The 24,245-nt window shown below is 59.7% G+C and carries 20 protein-coding genes and 3 tRNA genes; 9 read left to right on the top strand and 14 right to left on the bottom strand.

The genetic code is table 11. The annotated features are described in order from the left end of the window. Complete coding sequence (locus tag MHY24_RS09105) at positions 1-1,656, bottom strand: TIGR04028 family ABC transporter substrate-binding protein (protein ID WP_040425170.1); 1,656 nt, start codon at positions 1,654-1,656, stop codon at positions 1-3. Positions 1,657-1,858: 202 nt separating this feature from the next. Here MHY24_RS09105 and MHY24_RS09100 point away from each other — a divergent pair, with 202 nt between their 5' ends. Then, the gene (locus tag MHY24_RS09100) at positions 1,859-3,727 is read left to right on the top strand and encodes an FAD/NAD(P)-binding protein (protein WP_239230033.1); all 1,869 of its coding nucleotides are present in this window, start codon (positions 1,859-1,861) and stop codon (positions 3,725-3,727) included. 35 nt (positions 3,728-3,762) lie between these two features. On the opposite strand, the gene MHY24_RS09095 is transcribed toward MHY24_RS09100, so the two are convergent. After that, complete coding sequence (locus MHY24_RS09095) at positions 3,763-4,920, bottom strand: cystathionine gamma-synthase (protein WP_239230031.1); 1,158 nt, start codon at positions 4,918-4,920, stop codon at positions 3,763-3,765. A 142-nt stretch (positions 4,921-5,062) separates the two neighbouring features. On the opposite strand from MHY24_RS09095, the gene MHY24_RS09090 reads away from it, so the two are divergent. Both MHY24_RS09090 and MHY24_RS09085 read left to right on the top strand, forming a co-directional pair. Then, positions 5,063-6,073 (top strand): mechanosensitive ion channel family protein, encoded by a 1,011-nt coding sequence (locus MHY24_RS09090; protein WP_239230029.1) that lies wholly within the window; start codon positions 5,063-5,065, stop codon positions 6,071-6,073. After that, complete coding sequence (locus tag MHY24_RS09085) at positions 6,074-6,457, top strand: globin (protein WP_239192278.1); 384 nt, start codon at positions 6,074-6,076, stop codon at positions 6,455-6,457. 95 nt (positions 6,458-6,552) lie between these two features. On the opposite strand, the gene ald is transcribed toward MHY24_RS09085, so the two are convergent. From ald to MHY24_RS09055, 6 genes are all read right to left on the bottom strand, one after another. Further along, a complete protein-coding gene (gene ald, locus MHY24_RS09080) occupies positions 6,553-7,644 on the bottom strand; it encodes an alanine dehydrogenase (RefSeq protein ID WP_204611120.1) in 1,092 nt (363 codons plus the stop codon). 256 nt (positions 7,645-7,900) lie between these two features. Next, positions 7,901-8,539: a hypothetical protein gene (locus MHY24_RS09075; protein WP_239230027.1), complete on the bottom strand. Its 639-nt coding sequence runs from the start codon at positions 8,537-8,539 to the stop codon at positions 7,901-7,903. A 42-nt stretch (positions 8,540-8,581) separates the two neighbouring features. Then, positions 8,582-8,998 (bottom strand): thioesterase family protein, encoded by a 417-nt coding sequence (locus tag MHY24_RS09070; RefSeq protein ID WP_239230025.1) that lies wholly within the window; start codon positions 8,996-8,998, stop codon positions 8,582-8,584. Positions 8,999-9,023: 25 nt separating this feature from the next. Beyond that, positions 9,024-10,694, bottom strand: a complete 1,671-nt coding sequence (gene ettA / locus MHY24_RS09065; protein WP_204611117.1) for an energy-dependent translational throttle protein EttA — start codon at positions 10,692-10,694, stop codon at positions 9,024-9,026. Between the two features lie 119 nt (positions 10,695-10,813). Continuing rightward, positions 10,814-11,458, bottom strand: coding sequence for a single-stranded DNA-binding protein (locus MHY24_RS09060; RefSeq protein WP_239230023.1), 645 nt, complete (start codon positions 11,456-11,458; stop codon positions 10,814-10,816). 182 nt (positions 11,459-11,640) lie between these two features. Next, positions 11,641-13,692, bottom strand: a complete 2,052-nt coding sequence (locus MHY24_RS09055) for a cytochrome c oxidase assembly protein (protein WP_239230021.1) — start codon at positions 13,690-13,692, stop codon at positions 11,641-11,643. A gap of 66 nt (positions 13,693-13,758) precedes the next feature. Here MHY24_RS09055 and MHY24_RS09050 point away from each other — a divergent pair, with 66 nt between their 5' ends. The 3 genes from MHY24_RS09050 (at position 13,759) to cmrA (ending at position 16,144) form a co-directional block, all read left to right on the top strand. Continuing rightward, complete coding sequence (locus tag MHY24_RS09050; RefSeq protein ID WP_239230019.1) at positions 13,759-14,676, top strand: LysR family transcriptional regulator; 918 nt, start codon at positions 13,759-13,761, stop codon at positions 14,674-14,676. Positions 14,677-14,715: 39 nt separating this feature from the next. Next, positions 14,716-14,789: transfer RNA gene (locus MHY24_RS09045), tRNA-Arg, on the top strand. A gap of 554 nt (positions 14,790-15,343) precedes the next feature. Then, a complete protein-coding gene (cmrA, locus tag MHY24_RS09040) occupies positions 15,344-16,144 on the top strand; it encodes a mycolate reductase (RefSeq protein ID WP_005327278.1) in 801 nt (266 codons plus the stop codon). Here the strand turns inward: cmrA and MHY24_RS09035 are convergent. Beyond that, positions 16,141-17,688, bottom strand: coding sequence for a sodium:alanine symporter family protein (locus tag MHY24_RS09035; protein WP_204611108.1), 1,548 nt, complete (start codon positions 17,686-17,688; stop codon positions 16,141-16,143). The two genes, cmrA and MHY24_RS09035, sit on opposite strands and share 4 nt — an antisense overlap. A 211-nt stretch (positions 17,689-17,899) precedes the next feature. Between MHY24_RS09035 and orn the strand changes: the two genes are divergently transcribed. Both orn and MHY24_RS09025 read left to right on the top strand, forming a co-directional pair. Further along, positions 17,900-18,547 carry an oligoribonuclease gene (orn, locus tag MHY24_RS09030; RefSeq protein ID WP_239230017.1) on the top strand — a complete coding sequence of 216 codons (648 nt, stop codon included), beginning with the start codon at positions 17,900-17,902 and terminating at the stop codon, positions 18,545-18,547. Between the two features lie 49 nt (positions 18,548-18,596). After that, positions 18,597-18,672: transfer RNA gene (locus MHY24_RS09025), tRNA-His, on the top strand. Between the two features lie 28 nt (positions 18,673-18,700). Here MHY24_RS09025 and MHY24_RS09020 read toward each other — a convergent pair. Next, positions 18,701-19,657 (bottom strand): MsnO8 family LLM class oxidoreductase, encoded by a 957-nt coding sequence (locus tag MHY24_RS09020; RefSeq protein WP_204611107.1) that lies wholly within the window; start codon positions 19,655-19,657, stop codon positions 18,701-18,703. Between the two features lie 29 nt (positions 19,658-19,686). Continuing rightward, positions 19,687-20,922 carry an Ig-like domain-containing protein gene (locus MHY24_RS09015; protein ID WP_239230015.1) on the bottom strand — a complete coding sequence of 412 codons (1,236 nt, stop codon included), beginning with the start codon at positions 20,920-20,922 and terminating at the stop codon, positions 19,687-19,689. A 212-nt stretch (positions 20,923-21,134) separates the two neighbouring features. On the opposite strand from MHY24_RS09015, the gene MHY24_RS09010 reads away from it, so the two are divergent. Continuing rightward, positions 21,135-21,210, top strand: a tRNA-Lys gene (locus MHY24_RS09010). Positions 21,211-21,260: 50 nt separating this feature from the next. On the opposite strand, the gene MHY24_RS09005 is transcribed toward MHY24_RS09010, so the two are convergent. Genes MHY24_RS09005 through MHY24_RS08995 form a run of 3 tightly spaced genes read right to left on the bottom strand, consistent with a single transcriptional unit; the run spans position 21,261 to position 24,231 of the window. After that, on the bottom strand, positions 21,261-22,022 hold the full coding sequence (locus MHY24_RS09005) for an ABC transporter ATP-binding protein (protein ID WP_204611104.1): 762 nt from the start codon (positions 22,020-22,022) through the stop codon (positions 21,261-21,263). After that, a complete protein-coding gene (locus MHY24_RS09000; protein WP_204611103.1) occupies positions 22,013-23,068 on the bottom strand; it encodes an iron ABC transporter permease in 1,056 nt (351 codons plus the stop codon). Before MHY24_RS09000 ends, MHY24_RS09005 begins: the two co-directional genes overlap by 10 nt. After that, the gene (locus MHY24_RS08995; RefSeq protein WP_239230013.1) at positions 23,068-24,231 is read right to left on the bottom strand and encodes an ABC transporter substrate-binding protein; all 1,164 of its coding nucleotides are present in this window, start codon (positions 24,229-24,231) and stop codon (positions 23,068-23,070) included. Before MHY24_RS08995 ends, MHY24_RS09000 begins: the two co-directional genes overlap by 1 nt. Positions 24,232-24,245 lie beyond the last annotated feature (14 nt).

Below are 24,245 nucleotides of genomic sequence, written 5' to 3'. Positions count from 1 at the left end.
TTAGTCCTCCCCTTCTGCGGGGTTGATGTCTACCGCATAGAACGATGGGCGGCCGATGGCCTCGGTGCTAAAGCCCTCGATATAGGGCTGGAAGCCATAGACCTGCGGCTCTTCAAACATGGGCAGGATATAGGCCTGTTCGGACAGATAGTCCTGCATGCGGCCGGTCATGGCTAGGCGATCCTTTTCACTGCTGAGGTCGAAGTAATCCTCCACCAGTTTCTGCAGTTTCTCATCACCAAAGCTATCGGTCTTCTCGTCGTAGTTGAGGAAAGAATTGCGCCCGGTGCCATCCAGCCACGTGGCCAAGGTGTCCACATTGGCACGGCCGGTCATGGTGTGGCGTACCTGCACGGTGTCTTGGTCCTTCATGGCCTTTTGCTGCGCAGAGCGGTCACCCGGGTTGAGGTTGGCCTCGATACCGACGTTCTTGAGCATCTCTTGAGCCTTGGTGAACATCTCTTTAGAGCGCGGCTGTGGGACGGCTTCATTGAAGGTCACGGACAGGCGCTTGCCGTCCTTTTCGCGAATGCCATCTTCACCTGGGCGCCAGCCGGCCTCATCGAGCAGGCGCTTGGATTCTTCCGGATCGAAGGCATAGTTCGCGGACTGATCCTTATAGCCAATAGCCGTCTTGGCCAGGATCGATGTTCCCTTGGGGTAGGAATCAGAAAAGAGGGTGTCCAGGATGTTATCGCGGTCAATGGCATGGATGATGGCCTGGCGCACGCGCTTGTCTTCCAAGAGTGGATGGCGGAAGTGGAAGTGGAAGCTATTGTTCACGCCACGAGTGGGGGCGGCAAAAATCTGCAGGTTTTGATCCTTCAGGTGCTTCTCATCGGGGGCTTCGATCTGGCGCGCGACATCGGACTGGCCGGCTACAAGAGAGCCCACACGCACGGAGTCTTCGGCCGCAAGCACGATATTGATGCCCTCGATATCGGCCGGGCCTTGGTGATCCTTTCGGGCCGGGGGCGCCCAGTCATAGTCCTCGCGCTTCTTGAGCACCAGCTTGGTGCCCAGCTCTTCTTCCTCAATGACGAAGGGACCAGAACCGGAAATCGCGGTGGCATTGCCCGGCGCGAAGCCGGTGTCATCCAAATCCAGGGTGGCATTAGAAAGCAGGCCCTGGTTCATCACGGAGGTGGACTGCGGGAAGCCCGGGGAAGGCTCGCTGAAGTAGAACTTCACCGTGTAGTCGTCGATGACCTCGGATTTTTCATAATTGGGCAGCTGCTCCGATGGAGTGAGCATGCGATCTTCGTCGCCCAGGGCATAAAGGTCATAGTTCTTCTTCACGTTCGCGGCATCCAGGCGGGAACCATCGGAGTAGGTCACGCCCTTGCGAATCTTGAAGGTGAACTCAGTATTGTCCTTGTTTGCCTTGGGCATCTCCTCCGCAATCCACGGGTGCAGCTCGAGGGTATCCGGGTCCTGCCAGAGCAGGCGGTCCGTGATGTTATTGAGCACACCACCGTTGGGGTAATAGCCGCCGGAGGGCGGATAGAGGTTGTTGAACATATTGGGCTCGACATAGGTGACCATGCCATCTTCCGCGGCGTGGGAAGTAGAGGCGCACGAGGTAAGCGAGAGAGCTAGCGCGCCGCTGGCCAGGACCGCGGCCACGGGCCGCAGGAGCCGAGAAAGTTGCTTCATAAAAGCTCGAGTTCCTTTAAGTCTTAAGTAGTACTCGCCCATTAGACCACACTCATACCCCCAATTACAAGACTGGACGGTCTACCGCATTACCTGCCAAAACGGCGCCATGACAAGAATACCGTAGACCGACTAGTCTATTTTATTCTAACTGCCAGGTCCGATGATCCTGAAAGGGCCTGAATGTGGCACGATAGGAGGTATGTCTACTCCAGCAATCGCGATCGTCGGCATGGGCCCACGCGGCATTTCCATCTTGGAACGCCTCTCCGCCCGCATGGACGATTCCAGCGACCCCATTACCGTCCACCTCATCGATGATGCCCAACACGGCGCCGGCCGCATCTGGGAAACGGATCAAACCAAGACTCTGTGCATGAATACTCGCGCCGGCGCAGTCACCCTCTTTACCGAGCCCGGCTCCACCGTTGATGCCCCGGTGCTCGAGGGACCCATCCAGTACGAATGGATTCAGCTCCTGCGCGGCGATGGTGAGAATATCTCCGCCGCCAAGCGCGAGCTTTTTGAGCAGCACCCTCCGGCCGCACATATTGCCCAGGACTACCGCGAAGAGCTCGCGGCAACCCGCCCCGAGTCCAACCCTTCGCGCGCACTGTATGGCGAGTACCTGCGCTGGGTCTATGACGTGGTCATTGCGCGCCTGCCCAAGAGCATTTCCACCGTGAATCACTTCAGCCGGTTGGAGACCATCGCCGAGGACGGTCACCAAGACGTCCTCCACCTGGCTGATGGCTCCGAGGTGCGCGCCGATGCCACGGTACTGGCCTATGGCTGGATGATTCCGGAATACACCGAACAAGAAAAGCAGTTGGCCGCTTCCGGTTTGAACTGGATCGCCCCTAATAACCCGGTAGAGCAGGACTACGCCGCCATTCCGGGCGGCGAGGACGTGCTGGTGCGCGGTCTGGGCATGGGCTTTTATGACATCATGGCGCTGACCACCATCGAGCGCGGCGGCACATTCGTAGAGGATCCTTCCGCGCGTTCCGGCCTGCGCTATGAGCCTTGCGGCCAGGAGCCCAACTTCATCATTTCCTCCGGCCGCGGCTACCCCTACCACCCCAAGTCCGAGTACGGTGAGCTGCCGCCTACCATGCCGCGCCGCCGCCTGAAGAATGTCATTGCGGAGCTCAGTGGCACCCAGGACATCGACTTTGACGCCCAGGTTTGGCCCGCCATCGCGCGCGATAGCTACGAGGCCTATATCACCACCTTGGAACGCGTGCGCCCGGATTCCCTCCTGCGCCCGCGCGCGGAAATCCTCGAGGTCATCGATGCCACCGCCCCCGATGAGCTGGGCGCAGCCATTGCGCCCATGGTCACCGAGCCATGGGACATGAACGATCTCATGTACCAGATTGCCGGGTTTACCGGGGACATCGCTGAGCTCACCGAGCACATTGCCCAATCCATGGAAGGCGATATTCGGGAGGCCGCCGCCGGCCACGACTCCCCCATCAAAGCCGCGCTGTGGTCGCTTTCGCAATCGCGCAAGCCGGCCTCCATCCTCGGCGCAGAGGGCCGCTACACCCGCGAGTCTCGCACCGGCCGCTACGGCCAGGTCATGTCCTTTGGCCAGATGATCGGCTCCGGCCCGCCGCTCTTCCGCGTGCGCCAGTTGCTCGCGCTTGTCGATGCCGGCCTGGCCCACTTCCTAGGCGATCACCCCACCGTGTCCATCGAGGCTGATCACTTCACCTTGACCTCCGGCCCGCGCTCGGCTTCGGCGCCCACGCTTGTCGACGCCTTTATGCACCGCCCCGACATCCGCACCGCCGGCGATGCCATGACGCGCTGCTTGGTGGATTCCGGCCGCGTGCGCCCCTTCCCCGATCACGGCCAGCCCACCGGTTCGCCGGAAACGGATGGGGCCACCCGCCGCACCGTCCACCCAGACGGCGAGTTGGATGCACGCCTGCATATCGTGGGCATCCCCACCTATTCCCAGTGGCCGGACACCACCATTTCCCCCATGCCGGGCACGGACCCGCTCATGCTGCAGGAAACCGACAAGGCCGCCGGTTCCCTCCTTGCCGTGGTGCGCTCCTAGCCACCGCACCTGCGCTATGGGCCCAGTGCCGCGGCCTATAGAGCGTCGAGGGCCTGCTCCAAGTCCGCGAGCAGGTCATCGATGTCTTCGATACCGATGGAGATACGCACCAGATCCTCCGGCGGCACCAGCTCGGACCCTTCCGCGGATACGTGCGTCATATTCTTTGGGTGCTCGATGAGCGATTCCACCCCGCCCAGCGATTCTGCCAGGCAGATAAGCCGCGTATTGAGGCAGATCTGCTTGGCATGCTCCGCGCTGTGGAAGCGCACGGACATCATGCCGCCGAAGCCACGCATCTGTTGTGCCGCCAATTCATGCCCCGGGTGCCCCTTGAGCCCCGGGTAGAGCACCTGCTTGACCTCGGGTCGCGCCTGCAAGAATTCCGCTACTCGCTGCGCATTCGCGCAGTGGCGGTCCATGCGCACGGACAGCGTCTTAATACCGCGGGCGGTTAAGTAGGCGTCGAAAGGCGAGCTCACCGCGCCCACATTGCCCTGGAAGTAGAGCAGGCGCTCGTCCACGTGGGCGTCATTAGTAACTACCGCGCCACCGAGCACATCGGAATGGCCGCCTAAGTACTTGGTGGTCGAGTGCAGCACGTGGTCGGCGCCGAGTTCCAGCGGGTTCTGCAGGTAGGGCGTAGCAAAAGTATTGTCCACCAGTACCTGCGCGTTGCCCTTAATCTTGGCCACCGCGGCAATATCGGTGATATTTAGCGCCGGATTAGTGGGCGTTTCTAGCCAGATGAGCTTGGTATTTTCTTGAACCGCGGCCGCAACCGCTGCGGTATCGCTGGTGTTCACGATGGACATCTCCACGCCCCACTCGGTGAAATCATTGAGCAGGCGGTAGGAACCACCGTAGGCGTCATTGCCCAAAATGACGTGATCTCCTGGGCGCACTAGGATGCGGATCAGCGTATCGGCGGCGGCCATGCCGGAAGAAAACACGCGTGCATACTCCGCGCCTTCCAGTGCCGCTAGAGTGCGCTCCAGCGAGCGCACGGTCGGATTGGCCACTCGGCCGTATTCGAATCCGCCGCGCAGCTGCGCCAAACCGTCTTGCGCAAACGTGGTCGAGGCATAGATGGGCACGTTGATAGAGCCCATGTGCGGATCCGGGTGATAGCCGCCGTGGATGGAACGGGACGTAAAGCCTTGAGCGAGGTTCTGCGTGCTGCCTTCTATCATAGCCACACAGTCTAGACCAAGCTGTTCATTTCCTACGGGCAGATGAGTATTTATTTTCACAAACCTTAGCCTGGGGCCCGTCGAACTTTCAGGAGCAACCCCTACAATGGGCGTGGTTCCCATTGTCCACGACTAAGAAAGAATGATGAATACGCAATTCTTAGCCTCAGCCGCTTCCACCACGGACTCGGCCGTCGAGTCCGTGTCCAATTTTTGGAATGACGAGAAGGTGCAAAGCTGGCTTATCGAGCGCCCGGTTCGCATCGCCATCATCCTTATCCTGGCCATTATCACCCACTGGCTCCTCCGCCGAGTTATCAACAAAGTGGCCGAAAATAGCATTAAATCCTCCGGACTAGATAAGCAGCGCCTGCGCGGGAAATTCAAGGACCGCGCCAATCGCCCCGAGCTCAGCCAACAAGAAGAGGCCATGCGCCAAACCCGCGAGACCCGGCGCGCCTCCCGCATCAAGACACTTGCCGGCGTAGCCCGTTCTGCCGCCGCCATCTTCGTCTGGGTGTGGGCGATTATCGCCATCCTGGATGAGTTAGAGGTCAACGTAGCACCGCTTATCGCCTCCGCCGGTGTCATTGGCGTTGCCCTCGGCTTTGGCGCACAGGCGCTGGTGAAGGACTTCCTTTCCGGCATCTTCATGCTCATTGAGGACCAGTACGGCATTGGTGACGTGGTTGATTTGGGCAATGGCGTCTTTGGCGATGTCGAGTCCATCTCCCTGCGCATCACCACGGTCCGCGATATCGATGGCGCCCTGTGGTACGTGCGGAATGGTGAAATTCTCCAGGTGGCCAACCACTCTGATGAGTACTCCGTTGCCCGCATCCAGATTCCGGTAGGTCTTTCTAATGACCCAGAGGTTGCTGGCGAAGTCATTGAGAAGGCAGTGAAAGAAGCCGCACAGGACGATAAGGTGCGCAAGCTCATCCTCAGCACGCCACGTGTGGACGGCATGTCTGGCTTTGAGCCGGATTATGTATCCTTCCGCGTCTCGACCAAGACCTTGCCAGGCAAGCAGTGGGACGTTCAGCGTTTCCTGCAGTCCCGCGTGCTCAATGTCATGCACACTAAAGGTATTACTACCCCCTACCCTCACGGCATCGGCATTCCCGATCCCCGCAAGGAAGAAGAAGAGTAAATGGATTCTGTTTATGAGGCCATTGGCGGCATGAAAACCTTTGAGCGCCTCGTCCACGGCTTTTATTCCCAAGTCAAAGAGGACGATGTCATCGGCCCAATGTACCCCGATAATGACTGGGAAGGCGCCGAGCAGCGCCTTACCTGGTTCTTGGCACAGTATTGGGGTGGCCCGCAGCTCTTCTCTGAAAACCGCGGCCACCCGCGCCTGCGCATGCGCCACGCCCCTTACCCCATCGATATAACCGCGCATGACCGGTGGTTAGAGCTTATGGGTAACTCCCTCGCCAAGATCGACGAGGAAACCATCCCACCGGCCTACCGCGAGATGATCTGGGATCATATGCAGCGCGTAGCAGCCATGATGATCAACAAAGCGCCCTAGCCGCCCGTTGTCGCCCGCGCACAACATGAGCCCGGCCCCCTTTGACGGAGAGCCGGGCTCATGGTTTATCTAGCGCGCGGGATGCAACGCGGTGCTTAGTCGTCCCAGTCAAAAGCCTTACGCACAGGCTCGGACACCAGACGACCGCCTCGGGTCATCACACCGCCTTCTAGGCCTGGGAAGCGCTTGATGGCGGCATCCAAGTTGTCCTTGGCTACCGCGCGGATATACGGCAACGTCGCAGACGATAGCGCGCGGGTCGAGGTATTAGCCACCGCGCCTGGCATATTAGCCACGCAGTAGAACAAGGTGTCGTGCACCTTAAAGGTGGGATCATCGTGGGAGGTCTTCTTCGAGTTTTCGAAGCAACCGCCCTGGTCGATGGCCACGTCCACGAGAACAGCGCCCTTCTTCATCTTCTTCACGGTCTCCTCGCGCACCAGTTTCGGCGCAGCGGAACCTGGAATGAGCACGGCACCGATGACAAGGTCAGCTTCCTGTAGCTCCTTTTCGATGGTGGCCGGATCCGAGATCAGAGTGCGCACGCCACCGGCGTACTGGTCATCGAAGCGCTGCAAGACGTGTGGATCAAGGTCCAGCACGGTGACTTCGGCGCGCAGGCCGTGGGCCATCGCAACGGCGGAGGCGCCAACTTGGCCGCCGCCGATCACGACGACACGTGCCGGCTGGGTGCCCGGAACGCCAGAGACCAGCAAACCGCGACCGCCCTGGGTGGACAGCAGGTGGTGGGTGCCTTCGATAACGGCAAGGCGACCAGCCACCTGGGACATTGGAGTCAGCAGAGGCAAAGTACCGTGGCGATCGGTGACCGTTTCATAGGCAATCGAGGTGGTATCGGCCTCCACCAGTGCCTCCGCCAGCGGGCGGTCCGCAGCGAGGTGAAGGTAGGTAAAGACGGTAAGGTCCGAGCGCAGGTACTTGTACTCGGACTCGAGTGGCTCCTTGACTTTGAGCAGCAGTTCCGCTTGCGACCACGTCTCTTCCGCTGAGTCCACAATTGTGGTACCGGCATCCTTGTAGGCAGAATCGGGGAAGGATGCGCCTTCACCGGCACCGGTTTCAACGTACACTTCATGGCCATCAGCAACGAGGGTTTGCGCTCCCATAGGAGTGAGAGCCACGCGGTTCTCGTTATTCATGATTTCTTTTGGTACCGCAATACGCATTACACCGTCTCCTTGTAGGTGCAGGAAATTACTTTTACAGTTCCAGAGTAACGCAGCACACGTTTAGCTGGATGTCTAATCTAAAACTCACATAGCCGAAAAAGCACGAACCTATATGACTACCGTTATTGTCCTGCTAGACGAGGGTTTTGCGAGATAAGCACCACTCCTCACCCTCCCAAAGGTGGACCGCTTTTGGGGGTCCATGTTCTCCGAGGAGGAGGCCCTCGCCGAGTCTTGCGGTAGATGGATGGGCTTAAAACAGCGAGAGTCGGGTGGACCGATAAATGCTGCCGAAGGGGGCGTCGAGACGCACCCAGCGGCCCAGCTGAGCCACGCGCAAGTGGCGCGGCACGTCCATCGGGGCGGAAAATCCAGGGATAAGGCCCAGATTGGTACACGCAAAGATCATGCGCATAGGGATTTCCACCGTGGCGCCATCGTCTTCTACAGTAACGACGGTTTGATTCAAGAGGCTGGACGGCGGGCCCATGGGCCCAGAAAATTGTCGCGTCAGTTGTTGGCCTTTATCGGAGAGCTCGCGCACCACAGTGACCGGCAATGTATCGACCACGCTATAACCAGTGGCCGGCGGCAAGGCTCCCGGCCAGGATGGATCGCGGGCGGGACCCAAATCTAACATGCCGCTAGATTCATGCTCTTTGAGCTGCTCGGCGAGCGTGGCCGCGGAAACCACAGCTCCATCGCGGGACGCAACGCCTTGCACGCGGCGGGAGGCAACCACCTCGAAGGGGGTGGTGACAAAGACATCGACGACGTCGTCAGTTAGCTGGCGCAGCCGCACCGAAGCGCCCGCGTCCAAGCCAACCGCGCGCGTGACAAGGGCCCGAAGGCCAGGTCCACCGCTTCCAATTTCTAGAGTCTCGGTGACCATGCCTACGGGCCCTGCCTTTCTAATCTGTGCTCTGCTCCGCTGCTAGTTAGCGGCGGTATTGCGCAGAATATCCTTTTCCTGATCCGTCAATGCACGCGGGGTCTGCTGCTGACGGTCAATGACTACCTGCACGCAATCCACGGTTGCCGCGACCTCGCCCTGGGCGTTCTTCACCTGCTGAGTGGTGGTAAACGAGGTGGTACCAATCTGCGAAATGGTAGTTTCCACCTCCACCGTAGTGGTGTCCTTAAACTCCATCGGACGCTGGAAGTCCACATCGAGGTGGCGCACGAACGCAATGAAGTCGAGGCCCTTGGAATAGATATGTTCCTTCGCAAAGGCCAGGCGCGCTTCCTGGGCAAGCTCGATGTAGTTTGCGTTCATCATGTGGCCGTACATATCAAAGTCCGACCAGCGGGTCTGAATACGGTGCGTGTGCACGCTTGGGGTTGCCATCATTCTCCTCAGTTAAGGCGTTAGCTACTTAGCGGGTCAGCTTGCGGTGGGTCACGCGGGAAGGACGGGCTGCCTCTTCACCGAGGCGATCGACCTTATTCTTCTCGTAATCGCCGAAGTTACCCTCAAACCAGAACCACTGGCCTTCTTCCACATTGCCCTCCCAGGCCAAGATGTGGGTACAGGTGCGGTCCAAGAACCAGCGGTCGTGGGAAATGACTACGGCGCAGCCCGGGAACTTCTCCAACGCGTTTTCCAGCGAGCCGAGGGTTTCCACGTCCAAGTCGTTGGTCGGCTCGTCAAGGAGGATCAGGTTGCCGCCCTCCTTCAGGGTCAGCGCCAGGTTCAGGCGGTTGCGCTCACCACCGGAAAGCACCTTGGATGGCTTCTGCTGATCCGGGCCCTTGAAGCCGAAGGCGGACAGGTAAGCACGCGAAGGCATCTCGTTTTGGCCAACGTGAATGTAGTCCAGGCCGCCGGAGACAACCTCCCAAACGGTTGCCTCGGGGTCGATGTTTTCACGGTTCTGGTCCACGTAGGACAGCTTGACGGTATCGCCCACCTCGACGGAACCGGCATCCGGCTGCTCCAGGCCAACGATGGTCTTAAACAGGGTGGTCTTACCCACACCGTTCGGGCCGATAACGCCCACGATGCCGTTGCGCGGCAGGGTAAAGGAGAGGTCCTTAATCAGGACGCGGTCATCGAAGCCCTTCTGCAGGTCCTTGACTTCCACGACCTTATTGCCCAAGCGCGGCGGGGTAGGAATCTGGATCTCTTCGAAGTCGAGCTTCTTGTATTTCTCGGCCTCGGCTGCCATCTCCTCGTAGCGCTCCAGACGAGCCTTGTTCTTGGCCTGGCGGGCCTTTGCACCGGAGCGTACCCACTCCAGCTCGTCCTTCAGGCGCTTGCGCAGCTTCGCGTCCTTCTTGCCAGCAACCTCGAGGCGCTCCTGCTTCTTATCCAGGTAGGTGGAGTAGTTGCCCTCGTACGGGTAGAGCTTGCCGCGGTCAACCTCACAGATCCAGCCCGCGACGTGGTCAAGGAAGTAGCGATCGTGGGTCACGGCCAAGACAGCACCCGGGTAATCGGCCAAGTGCTTCTCCAGCCACTGCACGGACTCGGCGTCCAGGTGGTTCGTAGGCTCGTCGAGCAGCAGCAGGTCCGGCTCGGTGAGCAGGAGCTTAGCCAGCGCTACACGACGGCGCTCGCCACCAGAAAGGTTGGTCACCGGGGCGTCGGAAGGCGGGCAGCGCAAAGCTTCCATGGCCTGCTCGATCTTGGAATCAACCTCCCAAGCATCGGCGGCGTCCAGCTCTTCTTGCAGCTTGCCCATCTCTTCCATGAGCTCATCGCTGTAGTTGGTGGCCATTTCCTCGGCGATCTGCTCGAAGCGCTGCTTCTTTTCAAAGATATCGCCCAAGCCCTCTTCGACGTTGCCGCGCACGGTCTTCTCGTCATTGAGCGGCGGCTCCTGCTGCAGGATGCCCACGGTGGCACCTGGATCCAGGAAAGCCTCGCCGTTGGAAGGCTGGTCCAGGCCGGCCATAATCTTCAGAATGGAGGACTTACCGGCACCGTTAGGGCCGACCACACCAATCTTGGCACCTGGGTAGAACGCCATTGTTACATCGTCAAGGATGACTTTATCGCCAATTGCCTTGCGCACGTTTTTCATCGTGTAGATGAATTCGCCCACTTTTACCCCTTTGCAAAAATTTGGGAGACGTATTTATCTACACAAACACTACATCAGAACCACCGCCCAAGTGCCTCGGGTCAGGTACACCCGAGGCGATCAAGCCGGTGGGGAAACGCTTAAGCGTTCACTGGGGTGGATTCTGCCTCGGCAGCCTCCTCTTCCACCTCGGCGTCGTCGAAGGAATCCTCTTCCCCACCACGTGCGGCTGCGGCGCGCTCGGCTAGATAGCGGTCCGCCGCGGTATCGGCCGCGGTATCTCCCTGCGCTGCCTGCTGCGGCGGCAGGCTGTGGTCCACGTCCGGTTCGATGGCGTTGTCCCCCAGTTCTGGGACCGCAATATTTTCCTGGTTGTACTGCGGAGCGAGACGCTTGGTACCGATAACGTGGCGGTTCAGGTCCAGGCCCACATACTGTGCCTTAATGAACGTGCGGAAGTGATCGGTGCCCTGGTCATCGCGCCATTGTTCGGTAACTAAGGAGCCCACGATGACCAAAGGCATGCCCTTGGCTAGGGATTTGCGCACATTGATGGCGAATTGATTCCACATTTCGACGTCGATGTAGAGGTGGTCCACATCGCGCCACTGCGGGGCCTTGGGGTTGTTTCCTTCCGGGTCATTAGCGCCGGCATCGACCTGACGGTCCGGAATTCGGCGGGAGGAGGCGACGCGCAGCTTAGCCTTATAGGCCCCAGTTGAGGTCTTGGTCAGGATGGGATCGCGAGTAAGGCGACCGGTCAAAGTAATTGGGTATTGGGACATGGTGCTAGAAAATCCTTTGCTGGATAGTTGGATAGGCGAGTTCGGTTTTCCTCGCTCGCTTCCATATCCTGATGCCGGCGCGCAACCTGCACCATGCCGGCAACCCCTACCCTGTGAATAACTTGTTGTACCCGTCAACAAAACTCGGGTTTGGGGGTGATTTTTAACCGGTTATCCACAGGCTAGCGCCCGCGGAAGCTCGATTCATCGCCGTGACCCATATCCTGGAGCATCGCGTTATAGCGTTCCAATTCGGCATCATCGTCCGCATCCGCCTGCATATCGTGGCGGCGAGCCGTAGCGCGATCATCACTGAGCCAATCCAGGAAGAGTTTGCCAAAGACGATAACCAGCGGGAACTGGCCAAAGCCCCACGCGATGCCGCCACCTACGCGTTGGTCTTGGAGCAGATCCTGATCCCAAGGCAGCTCCAAATACTGGTAGAAGTCTGCACCCAACACACTTTGCAGCTGCATCAGGTACACGCCGGCAAAGAGGTGAAATGGCATGGAAAGGAACAGCACGGCCAATCGGAACGGGGTGGAGTGGCGCTTGGGAAGTGGATCCGGCCCGATGATTTCCCAGAAATAGAAGCAGCCGGAGATGATGAACGTGAAGTTCATAATGAGGTGGCCCGCGTGCTCGGAGATGGCGAATTGATATAGGCCCGGGAACAAATACAGCACGTAGAGGAAGAATAAGTACTGCAGGAGGTTGACGAACGGATTCGTAATAAAAGCGACGATCTTGGACTGGGTGGCCGCCAGTGCATAGTCGTGCAGGCTGGGCTTCCCCTTCGGTCCTGCCTCAAAGGCCTCCATAAGCAGGGTCAGTGGCGCACCCAGTACGAGCAGGAGCGGGACCGCCATCGACAAAATCATGTGCACCAACATGTGCATGGAGTACATCGCCGGCATGTACAGGCCTAGACCGGTAGACATCACGAGGGTCAGGCCCAGCGCACCGCACATAAACCATGCGGTGCGCCCCTTGCTCCAGGTCAGGCCGCGCTTGTGTACGCGGTAAACGCAGTAGCCATAGGCCGCAGCCAAAAGCAGGCCAATGGTGCCAAACATGATGTCAAAGCGGAACATGGTCCACACGTTGAGCACCGTGGGCTTTTCAAACAGCTCATAGCCCATCAGAATCTGCATCGAGTTGAGGTTGGGATCCCGCGGTGCGGGCGGCACGGTGCGGCCCAGCGTGATGGCTACGCCAATGGTGGCGGCCATGACCGCTACTTCCACGATGGCGATGCGAATAAAAAGGCGCGGGTTCTTGCCCAGCTGCGGGATGGTGAGTTCGCGGTGAGCGAGGCCGAAAATGCCCAGCAAAATCGTCAGCACGAACTTGGTAATCAGAATGATTCCGTACGCAGAATCCACCAGATCGGAAATATTCATGCGGATGAGCGTGTTAATCAAGCCCGAAACAGCAAGCACCACAATGGCCATAAAGGCGATGCCGGAGTAGCGCTTCACCGCAAAGGCGAGATTGGGGCCGAGGCGCCGACCATGGGCGATAAGCGCCATAAGCCCGCCTACCCAAAGCATGACAAAGACCAAGTGCCACAGGAGCGAATTGGTGCCGTAATCATGGTCGCCGCCTGCCGCGGAATGGCCTTCCATGCCAATGGGTACGACCTGCATTATGGACAAGAAAAGCAGGACCGGCTGCATGGACCAGCCACGGCCCACGAGCCCGAGAATGCCCACTACCAGGGCAATGAGCACGGAGATTGCCCACACAATGGTGGTGGAAATTTCCGTCAGCGCCATTTTCATGATGGAAGGCTCGAATACCTGGGAAAAGGGCGCGCCGGTGAGGTCGGACATAATGAGCGGGATTTCCACGAGCCCCACGGCCGCCATGCCAAAGGAAGCCCACGTACCGGTGCGCGCGGCGATGTGGCCGTCGACGGACAAGGGGGCATCGATAAGCGTGGCATTGTCACCGCGCGGAGCGATGAGGAAGGACGAGGCCAAGAATGAGCCCACGGACAAAGCCATGAGAATCCACGCCACACCTCGAAAGAGCGGCAGGCCAAAGGTGGTTATGCGGCCGGGGTCCGGGATGCCCAGGGCCGCCAGGGAATCGGCCAGGAGGAACAGGGAAATAAAACCGGCGATCAGGCCGGCAATTAGCATCGCTGCGATATAAATTCCCCAGGAAGGGCGGGGCTTCTTACCCGCCGCGTTCACACTGTTAACCTGCTCATTTGCCATAGTGCGCATTGTATAGCGCGACCTAGTTTCTCACCTAACACACATTTTGTCTTTACATGTGCCATTATGGAGCTTATGGACACCCGTCAACTTCTTTATTTTCGCGCCGTTGTAGACAATGGCTCCTTCACGCACGCTGCCGAATCTCTCGATATGACCCAGCCATCTCTGAGCCTTTCCATCCGGAAGCTAGAAAAGGAGCTAAACGCCCAGCTGCTTTCGCGCGGTCGCTCCGGTGTCTCCACCACTGACGCTGGCGATTATGTCTACGAAACGGCCGTCAAGGTTGATGCGCTGCTCAGCGAAACCCAGCGCCATATCAGCGAAATCACCGGCGACAAGGCCAGCACCGTATCCCTCGCCTCCGGCGCCATCTTGAACTGGGAATTTACCCCTGCCGCCCTGGCTGAGCTCAAGCGGATTTACCCCACCGCCAATATCTCGCTGGACGACGCCGAGCCGGCTTCCGCTATCAAACACCTACTGGATGGCCAGGTGGACCTAGCGCTCTTGCCGACGTCCGATCCGAAGGCCTTCATTCGCCGCTACTCCCCCGAACTCACCGTCCACCAGGTGGCCACGTTCGATTACTCCGTCGCCCTTCCCCAGCGCCTCGCCGAGTTGGAATCCCCCGTCTCCCTCGCCGAACTGAAGAAGGAAACATGGCTTGTCCCACCGCGCAGCCGCGAACTTCCAGAACTGGCCGAGTTCTATCACGACCTCTGGAATAGCCGGCCGGGCCTCAAGCCGGAAAAGACCCAGGAGGTCGCCAGCCTTAATGGCGCGATTCCTATGGTCTCCAGTGGCCTCGGCGTCAGCATCGTGCCCAATTGCGCACCTACTGTGCAGCCACACGGCATCATCACCCGCCCCATTGCTGATGACCTGCCGCGCTACTACGCCATCGTGGCCTACCGCACGGATCGCGAGCTGACCGCAGCTGCCCAAGACTTGGTGGACATCCTGCGCTCGCCGCAGCGCACCCTGGCTTAGGTTTCTCCGCCCTAGTGGGCTACTATGAGTGCGTTGTAAGCCCCCATAGCTCAGTGGATTAGAGCAGTGGGTTTCTACCCCATGTGTCGCGGGTTCGAATCCTGCTGGGGGCACCGTTGTCATGAGTCGCGACATGTTTGACAGATGAGTCGCGACATCGTTAACAAACCGGCATTCCAGTTGCTTTTTGTTCTGGGGTGCCGGTTTCTTCGATCAGGCGAGCAGTGCCAGGGCGCATCGTTCCAAGCAGCAGTACCAAGACGCCGTAAGAACACCTACGTCTGACGGGCGGAGCCCTTTCCCTCTTGGGCTCTAGAAGGTGCCTTAGGCCCTGAATGGCCGCACTCTATTTCGACGCCACCGGATTGGCGTACAGCTTTAACGATGGCCATATTGCGGTTAGGACTGTTCATAGTGTCAAACATGTCCCGACTCACCAGTCAAGCATCACCCGACACGGTAAGGTAGCCCTAAGCGTCAAATATGTCGCGGCTGATCTGTCAAGCATCACGACGGTTCCCTCAGGCACAGACTGTCAAATATGTCATGAACTCAGACACTGCTGGGGGCACCGCGCGAAAGCCTTGAGGCGCCGAGTTTCTCGCCGCTTCAAGGCTTTTTGTTTACGCTAGGACTCACCATGCCCCCACTCCGGAAAGGCTTAACCATGTCACTTCCCGCCCCTTCCCGAACGTCCTACGCCCTCGTTACAGGCGCCAGCCAAGGCATTGGCAAGGCCATGGCGCAGGATTTCGCAGCCCTGGGCTATAACGTCATCCTTGTGGCCCGCCGCCGCGAGGTCTTGGAGTCCATCGCCGCCGAGCTCGAGCAGCGCCATAATATCGAGGCCATTGCTCTACCGGCGGATCTAGCGGTAGCTGACGACGTCGCTCGTGTGGCCGAGACCATCGCCACCCGCGAGGTATCGATTTTGGTCAACTCCGCCGGCATCGCCAGCTTCGGCCCCTTCATGGACCAGGACTGGTCATACGAGACGACTCAGTTCGAGCTCAACGGAACTGCCGTCCACCACCTCACGCGAGCCGCCTTGGAACAGATGCTGCCTCGCCGCAGCGGCGCTATCTGTAATGTCGGCTCTGCCGCGGGCAATATCCCCATCCCTAATAACGCCACCTACGTTTTCACCAAGGCGGGCGTCAATGCGTTTACGGAGGCCCTACACTACGAGCTGAAGGGCTCCGGCGTCTCGTGCACCCTGCTCGCCCCCGGCCCCGTGCGCGAGGCCACCATCGCAGAGGAAGACCAGTCGATCGTGGACAAGGTGGTGCCGGACTTTTTGTGGACCACCTACGAGTCATGCTCCCAAGAAACCATCGAGGCCATGCGCCGCAATCAGCGCCGCGTGGTGCCCGGCCCGCTATCTAAGGCGATGAATACCCTCAGCCAGGTGCTGCCCACCCCGGTGATTGCACCGCTGGTAGGCAGCTTCTACGCCAAGATGGGCTAGGCCCCGGCGCCTTCTAAGTCCTTGTCTTTGTCTTTGAGCACGCTGCCCTCGCCGCGTGCTCGTTTGCGCTCTACCCAGAAGTCCGCATTCTTAATGCCCAAAGCTTCTGGGTCGAACTGCGGATCCTTGCCGGCCTTCTTCTGCTTTTCGTAGTCCTTGAGTGCCTTAAGCGCAGGGACCTGCAGGAAGAGGATGGCGATGATATTAAGCCATGCCGTCGTGCCGACACCGATATCGCCCAGCGCCCACGCCGCACCCGGAGTGGTGGTGGCGCCAACCACGACGGAAACAATAATCAGCGCGCGCAGCACCCAAATCAGGCCACGGCGGGCCGTGCGGGAGCGGACCCAACGGTTGAAGTAGGTCAGGTTGACTTCGGACATGTAGTAGTACGCCAGGACCGTGGTAAAGGCGAAGAAGGCAATGGAGACGGCGATGAAGGTTGGGCCCCAACCGGCAAAGACGCTATCGAGGCCGGACTGCACGTAGCCAGGGCCAACCTCGACGCCATCAGGAAGCGAGCCGTTGTAGACCACCTCACCGTCCTCGGAGCTGCCGCGGAAAACGGTGTACATGTCCGTAGAAATAATCATGAACGCGGTGGCCGAGCAGACAAAGAGCGTATCGACGTACACCGCGAAGGACTGCACAAAGCCCTGCTTAGCGGGGTGGGAGACCTCGGCGGCTGCAGCGGACTGCGGGCCGGTACCCTGGCCGGCCTCATTGGAGTAGATGCCGCGCTTAACACCCCACATGATGGCCGCGCCCAGCATGCCGGAGAATCCGGCTTCCATATTGAATGCGGACCTGAAGATGAGCCCGAAGACCTCCGGAATCTGCGAGAAGTTCATACACATGACCACCACGGAAATCACGATATAAATGACCGCCATGAATGGCACGACAATGGTGGCGAAGGTCGCAATGCGCTTCACGCCGCCAATAATGATGATGGCCAGAATGCCCGCCAAGACGACGGCTGCCCAGGTGGAGTTGATGCCCCAGGCGGTATCGGCCGCGGCGGCCACCGCATTGGCCTGGATGGCAGGCAAGAAGTAGCTGGTAGCCAAGATCATGGCGACGGCAAACACGATGCCGTAGACCACCATGAACGGCGCCGCCTTAGTGTGCTTGTAGGCCTTTTCGATGTAATAGGCGGGCCCGCCGCGGTACTCACCGGTGTCCTGGTCCTTCTCCTTGTAAATCTGCGCCAACGTACTTTCGATGAACGAGGTGGACGAGCCCAACAGCGCCACTGCCCACATCCAGAACACGGCGCCAGGCCCACCGAAGGCGATGGCTGTGGCCACGCCGGCGATATTGCCCACGCCCACGCGGCCGGAGAGCGAAACCATCAAGGATTGGAAGGAAGACACGCCATCGGCGGACCTTTCTCCGTTAACGATCTGCTTGAGCATGTCCGGTATGCAGCGCACCTGCAGGCCGCGTGTCACCACGGTGAAATAAATACCCGCGCCGAGGCATAAAAACACCAAGACGGGGGACCAAATTACGGTATTGAGGGCATCGAGGAAGTTTGCCATCTGGTCTCTCCTAAGTCTGTCGCACCTCCCGAATGAAGAGCGATTAACCAGAGTATGCCCTAACTCACATCTGCGAGTGAGGCAAATCACCGATTAATTTCATGCAGTACGGTGCCACACTTTCTAAAAGGTTGCGCTGCCCAGTAGTAATCGCCCCTCCTGAGCACCCCAGCTCGTACCCCATACAGGGGTAAAAGCACGCGGGCGTAGAATGGACTGCATGCCACATTCCGAGATAGCCGCAAAACACGACCGCCTCGTCTGGATCGATTTGGAGATGACCGGCCTCGACCCCGAGCGCCACGTCATCGTTGAGGTCGCCGCCGTCATCACCGATGGCAACCTCAACATCCTGGGCGAAGGCATCGACCTCGTCGTCCACGCCACCGAGGATGAGCTGGCACAGATGGATTCCTTTGTCACGCAGATGCACGCTAAGTCCGGGCTGGATAAGGAAATCCGCGAGTCCACCACCTCCATCGGAGAAGCCGAGGATGCCGTACTCGCGCTCATCAATGAACATTGCGATCCCGAGCACCCCGCTCCCCTGGCCGGCAATTCCATCGCCACGGATCGCACCTTCATCCGCACTTATATGCCGCGGCTCGATAGCGCCCTGCACTACCGCATGATCGACGTCTCCACCATCAAGGAGCTTGCCCGCCGGTGGCACCCGCGTGCTTACTTCAACCAGCCCGATAAGGGCATGGCCCACCGCGCACTGCAGGACATCATCGAATCCATCCGCGAGTTGGACTTCTACCGCCGCAGCGTCTTCCGCACCGACGAGGGCCCCACCTCCCCCGAGGCGGAGGAGATCAAGGCCGAAACCACCGCAGATTACCAGGCGTTTTTGTAATTTAGGCGGCGTGAGTTAACCTATATCTCGTTGCTTTCACGCAGCGATGGTGGCTGTAGTTCAGCTGGTAGAGCACCAGGTTGTGATCCTGGGTGTCGCGGGTTCGAGTCCCGTCAGCCACCCCAAGTGCCCGAGCCTTGCGCTCGGGCTTTTTCAGTTTTCCGCCTGCAGGCTCGCCAGCAGCTCCTCCGAGCGCGCCCGACCGGCCACATCTGGCATATCTCCGGTCACCACAAACTCACTCACGCCCAGCCGCTTGCCGACGCCCCTTAGTTCCTCCCCCACCTCCTCTACCGTTCCCCACACGTCATGGGCCAGGGCCTCCTCAATGCGCCGGCGCTGCTGCCCCGTCAGCGCATCCATATCCAGCTCTCCTGCAGGCCGCAGGGCCGCGAACTCGCCGTTGGATTGCGCGAGTACCTTGGCATAGGCCTCCGGTAACAACAGATCACGGGCGGCCGCGGACGTATCGGCAACGGCGATATTGAGCGAGGAGATGATAGGTGGGGCGTCGGCAAGCGCATGCTCCCGATACACCCGCGCGGCCGCCTCCTGCGTGGCCACCGGACCACCCAAGATGACGCCGAGCCCCATCTTGGCCGCAACCATGGCCGATCGAAAGCCCGCCAACACGTAAATAGGCGTGCCCGCATACTCCGGCCGCACCGTCACCGCTTCCTCGCCGCGCAGGTAGCGCAGCAGCGTCGCCAGCTCCGTTTCAAAGCGCTGCTTCACCTCGGCCGGGTCGCCCTGGCGCAGTGCGCGCCGCACCGGGCCGGTAAAGCCGACAGAGGAACCAATCCCAATATCGATGCGCCCGGGATACAACGTCTCAAGGAGGTTTATCTGCTCGGCCACCAGAAACGGCGGGTGATTTAACAGCATGATGCCGGCCGTGCCCACCCGAATGCGCTGCGTGCGCGCCGCCACGTGGGCTGCCAACATCCCCGGCTGCCCCGCCGGAATGCCCGGCACGCCATGATGCTCGGCCACCAGAAATCGCTGGAAACCAAGCCGCTCCACATGCCGGGCGTGCTCAGCCACCTGGTCCAACGGCCCTGCCGCCCCGCGGTCTAAAACAGAAAAGCGCATGGCCACCACTGTAGCCATGCGCTCATCGCCTGCGCCGCGATTAGGCGCTACTGATTGGCATCCGCGTTGCCCTTGGACCACTCGTCCCAGGACATATTCCAGTCACCCAGGCCGTCCATCGCATTAAGCGTTTCACCGTAGGTATTGAATACGCGCACCACGTCGCCGCGCTTCATCGTCTCCTGGAACCACTGGGCAGCCTCCGGTGTCACGTTGATGCAGCCATGGGAAGTATTGGTATTGCCCTGCGCCCATACGGACCACGGAGCGGAGTGGACATAGATGCCGGAATAGGACATCTGGGTAGCCCAGTCCACGGTCGTGCGGTAGCCGCCTGCCTCATGGGCTAGGCCAAAGGTCTCGGAGTCCATCAGCAGCTGCGGGTGCTCATCGCCAATGATGTAGCGCCCGTTTGGCGTATCGTACTGATAATCGCGGCCGAGCGAGACCGGGATGGCGCGCAAGAACTTCTTATTCTTGAAGACCTTCATGGTCTTGGTGGCGTTATCGATAATCGCCACGGTGCGGTCACCGATGGTGAAATTGGTCTTGGCGTTCTCGCCGCCATAGATTCCGCCGCCTAGGGCCTTGCCGTACTGGTCCACCTTCACCTCAACCTTGGTGCCCGGCTCCCAGTATTCCTTTGGACGCCAGCGCACCTCTTGGTTGTTGACCCAGTAGAAAGCGCCCTTAACCTCAGGGTTGGTGGTCACAGTAATGGTCTTCTCGGCCGCCTTGCGGTCCGTAATCGGCACGCCGAAGTTCACGCCAATGACCTGGCCTACGCCGACCTCAGAGTCCGGGATCGGGGTAAGCGAGACCTCGGCAACGCCCGCTGCTTGCGGAGTGGAAAAACTGAGTTTCTTCTTGTTGCCATCCACATCGGAGGCCACGATGGAATAGGTGTGGTTATAGCCCAAGTCCTCCGCAGTAGACCACGTCTTGGCGTCCTTGGAGAGCTTTTCTTTGACTTCCACGCCCATTTCATTGGTCATGGTGACGCTCTTGAGCTTGCCGGTGGTCTTCACGGTGACGGGCTGGGACGGATCCACGTTCTTCGCCCCGTCTTTCACGGAAACCTTCAGGCCATCCTTTTTCTTTTCGGACTCTTTGCCCTCTTTGCCGCTGCCCTTCTCCCCGTCCGCGCTTGCGGCGGTGGATTCTTGGTCAGCGGCCTGATTCTCGGCAGAGGAATCGGAGGAGCAGGAGGCGGCGGCTAGGGAAATGCACGCAACGCCCGCGGCCGCGATGAGGCGGCGCGCAATAGGGAGGGAATGTTTCACTGAGTTGCCCTTAGACACGTATTTGCTGCTTTCAAAGACCAATTTAGATTAGCGTCTCGATCCAGCAATTACCAGAAGCCACTTCAGGCATTAACCAATTCGTTATACACTCCTAAAAATATGCGATGACCAGGCGATTTTACACTTTTCAAGAATGGCTGCTAGAGTATCTACTCGTTGCACAGAGAGCCACACGGCAGGAAGTCAACAATGCGCCATTAGCTCAATTGGCAGAGCAACTGACTCTTAATCAGTGGGTTCGGGGTTCGATTCCCTGATGGCGCACCACTTAAAAATTTAAACAAAAAATTAGGCCGGGCAATCGCCCGGCCTTTTTGTTATCTTACCCGCAGCGGGGCAATGAGCGGAGCGCCGCCATGCTGGACGACGTCCGCCTCTACCCCATACACGCCTTCCACGAGCTCCCCCGTGAGAACGTCCGACGGCGCGCCCTGAGCGCGAATATGGCCCTTCTTAAGCACCACCAGCTGGTCGCACATGCGCGCAGCCAGGTTGATGTCGTGGATGGCCACTAGGCCTAGGCTGCCGTCGCGCTTCGCCTTCGCACGCACCTCATCCAATACAAAGATCTGGTGGTGCAGGTCGAGGGCGGACGTAGGTTCGTCGAGAAGCATCAGGCCTGGGTTGCCCACCAACATCTGCGCCACCGCCACCAGCTGGCGCTGGCCGCCGGAAAGCTCATTGAGGTAGCGCGAGGCAATCGCGTCTAGGCCCAGCGAGTGCAGCACCTCACCGGTGCGCGTAATCGGGTCCTCGCAGGCCTCACGGCGCGCAGAGATCAGCACGGCCTCAAATGCCCGCAGCGCGGCTGTGCTCGTGAGATCCTGCGGCACGTAGCCGATGAGCTGCCGGCGACGCTTGCCGCGCGGGGCCGTGCCATCGACGCGGAAATCCACCTCACCATCGCAGCCGCGGTGCACGCCGGCCAGGGACTTGATAAGCGTGGTCTTGCCGGAGGCATTCGGACCCAACAGGCCCACCAACTGCCCGCCGTGGAGTTTTTCCACATCCACGGACTCCAGCACGCGGTGCTTGCCATAGGCCGCACTCAGCCCGGAAATAGTCAGTTCTACGTCCACAATGCCCTCCTTCGGGTCATAACGATGGCAATGAAGAATGGCACGCCCAGAAGCGAGGTAACAATGCCAATGGGAATAGCCAGGCCCGGCTTAATCATCAGGCTCACCGCATGCGCGGCACACATCACGGCCGCGCCCGCCGCCATGGAGGCCGGCAGGAAGTAACGCTGATCCTCACCCACCAACATGCGGGCGATGTGCGGGCCCACCAAGCCAATGAAGCCGATGATGCCCGCGAAGGCCACGGTAGTCGCCGCAACGAGCGAGACCACGATGAGCACCACAACGCGCAGGCGGGAGGTATTGATGCCCATGGCGGTAGCGCGGGCGTCACCAAGCCGCAAGGCAGTAAGGCGCCAGCCCAGCGCCCACAAAATGGGCAGGGCGATAATCAGCACGGCCGCCAGCACGCCGTTGGCCGCCCAATTGGCGCGGGTAAGAGAACCCATGGACCAAAAGACGATCTGCTGCAGCGCCTCGGCCGAGGACTGGTATTGAATAAGCGCCAGCATGGCTTGGAAGAAGAACACCAAGCCAATGCCCAGCAGCACCATGGTCTCCGCCTTCGCGCCGCGGATAACGGCCGCGATAACAATAATGGCCGTAGCCACCGCGGCCGCAAGCCACGCCACCAGCGCCAAGTTAAACTGCGGCTGCGCAATCAGCTGCCACTTGAGCACGATGGAGCTGGCGCCGCCAAACGCGGCGGCCGCAGAAATGCCGAGGGTAAACGGCTCGGCTAGCGGGTTATTGAGGATGGTCTGCATCTCCGCGCCGGCCAAGGACAAGGCCATACCGATAAGCACGGCCATCACGGCCATAGGCAGGCGCAGTTGCCACAGCACCGTGCGCGTCTGGTCCTCCAGACCCGCGGGATTCACGATGCCCTTCATGACCTCGCCCGGGCTGATATCAATCGCGCCCACAAAGTTGCTGATGATAAAAGCCACGGCCGCAATCAGCGTCAGGCCCGCCACAATACCGATGCGTTGCCACGTTAACTTCTTATGCTGCCGCGCTAGCGCGGCTACCTCTGCGCCCTCCATTAGTTGGTGCTAAAGAAGGTTCCCTCGCCAGAGACCGGCGAGTACTTTTCTTGCGCGTCCATCCACTGCTTGGCGACGTCCATATCGGCATACGCCTCCGGATCAATCCACTCGGCGACCTGCAGCAGCGCCAGGTAATTAAACGGCGAATCATAGAACTGGTGCCACATGCTGTGGAAGTGGCGCTCCTTGACCGCACGCAGCTTATCGAAGCCGGCCTGCTTGCCCGGCAGCTTAGCCACACTGCCCTTGGCTTCCTTTTCATCGATGCCATAACCGACGGCCGCATAGCCGACTGGGTGACCCTCATCGTCCTTCATATCGGACCAATCGCCACCGGTAGCAATGATCATGTCCGGGTCGGCTTCTAGGACCTTTTCCGGGGTGATTGTGCCGGACTCGCCCGGGATGATTTCATCGGCAATATTCTCGCCGCCGGCCGCGTTGACCAGCTGGGAGATATTGGAATCGTTCCACGAACCGCAGCAATCGGAAACGCCGGCCGCACGCCAGACGAAGGTCCGCGGCTTATCCTTAACCTTCTCCGCGCGTTCCTCCACCAAGTCCACGGTCTTTTGCCAATCCGCGTTGAATTCCTCCGCGCGGTCCTCTTGGCCGAAGATTTCGCCGAAGATGTCCATGGTCTTAGGGGTATTCTCCAGCGGGTCGCGACGGAAGTCGGTCACCGCGTACTTCAGGCCGGCCTGCTCCATCTTGTCGGTCAGGCCCGCTTCGCGGGAGGCATCGTATTGATCCAGCGACAGCACGATGAGATCCGGATCCAAGCTCACAAGCTTCTCCACGGTGACATCGCCTTTGGTGAAGCCGCCAATCTCCGGAACCTCGTTAACGGAGGGCAGCTCCTTTTCCAGCGCGTTGTAGTAATCCGGCACGTTTTGCTTCAAGTCCGTGCCAATGCCGACGACCTTATCCAGCGGATTATCGGTATTGAGCACGCCGGTGGCAAAAATCGATCGACCCTCCCCCAAAATCACGCGATCGGGAGCCTTATCCAGTTCCACATCACGGCCGGTGATATCGGTGAAGGAGAACTCAGCATCGCCGCTGGAGCCGCCAGCTACTTCCTCAGCCGCGCCGCAGCCGACGAGCGCGGTTGCCGACGCCGCCACAACCGCCATCACCTTGAAGGGGGTATGAGCCATTTTTAGTCCTTGGT

The sequence above is a fragment of the Corynebacterium sp. ACRPQ genome (genome assembly GCF_022347225.1).
Classification (GTDB): domain Bacteria; phylum Actinomycetota; class Actinomycetes; order Mycobacteriales; family Mycobacteriaceae; genus Corynebacterium; species Corynebacterium tuberculostearicum_D.
This window is presented reverse-complemented; position numbering and strand designations above follow the sequence as displayed.